This window comes from Streptomyces sp. WG5, assembly GCF_049974565.1.
Lineage (GTDB): Bacteria > Actinomycetota > Actinomycetes > Streptomycetales > Streptomycetaceae > Streptomyces.
The window spans coordinates 1-1,002 of the sequence record NZ_JBNGGC010000137.1; the positions used below are offsets into that span (position 1 = coordinate 1).

1 protein-coding gene is annotated in these 1,002 nt (G+C 68.8%); it reads right to left on the reverse strand.

What is annotated here, in order from left to right; genetic code table 11:
* The coding region (gene ispG / locus ACP4IX_RS36245) for a flavodoxin-dependent (E)-4-hydroxy-3-methylbut-2-enyl-diphosphate synthase (protein ID WP_426527120.1) at positions 1-1,002 on the reverse strand (1,002 nt) is incomplete at both ends.

A 1,002-nucleotide genomic window follows, 5' to 3' on the forward strand; every position in this document is an offset into this window, starting at 1 on the left:
CTCCATCTGCTCGGCGATCTTCATGGCCTCCTCGATGAGGGTCTCCACGATCTTGGACTCGGGAACCGTCTTGATGACCTCGCCCTTGACGAAGATCTGCCCCTTGCCGTTGCCGGAGGCGACGCCGAGGTCCGCCTCGCGGGCCTCGCCGGGCCCGTTGACGACACAGCCCATGACCGCGACGCGCAGCGGCACCTCCATGCCCTCCAGACCGGCCGTGACCTCCTCGGCCAGCTTGTACACATCGACCTGGGCGCGGCCGCAGGACGGGCAGGAGACGATCTCCAGACCGCGCTGCCGCAGGTTCAGCGACTCCAGGATCTGGATGCCGACCTTGATCTCCTCGACCGGCGGGGCCGACAGGGAGACGCGGATGGTGTCGCCGATGCCCTGGGAGAGGAGCGCGCCGAAGGCGACGGCCGACTTGATGGTGCCCTGGAAGGCCGGGCCGGCCTCGGTGACGCCCAGGTGCAGCGGGTAGTCGCACTGGGCGGCGAGCTGCCGGTAGGCCTCGACCATCACGACCGGGTCGTTGTGCTTGACGGAGATCTTGATGTCGCGGAAGTCGTGCTCCTCGAAGAGCGACGCCTCCCACAGGGCGGACTCCGCCAGCGCCTCCGGGGTCGCCCTGCCGTACTTCTGCAGCAGGCGCCGGTCGAGCGAGCCGGCGTTCACGCCGATGCGGATCGGCGTGCCGTGGTCGCGGGCCGCCTTGGCGATCTCCTTGACCTTGTCGTCGAACTGCTTGATGTTGCCGGGGTTCACCCGGACCGCCGCGCAGCCCGCCTCGATCGCCGCGAAGACGTACTTGGGCTGGAAGTGGATGTCCGCGATCACCGGGATCTGCGACTTCCTCGCGATCACGGCCAGCGCGTCCGCGTCGTCCTGCGTCGGGCAGGCCACCCGGACGATCTGGCAGCCCGAAGCCGTCAGCTCGGCGATCTGCTGGAGCGTCGCACCGATGTCCGACGTACGGGTCGTGGTCATGGACTGCACCGACAC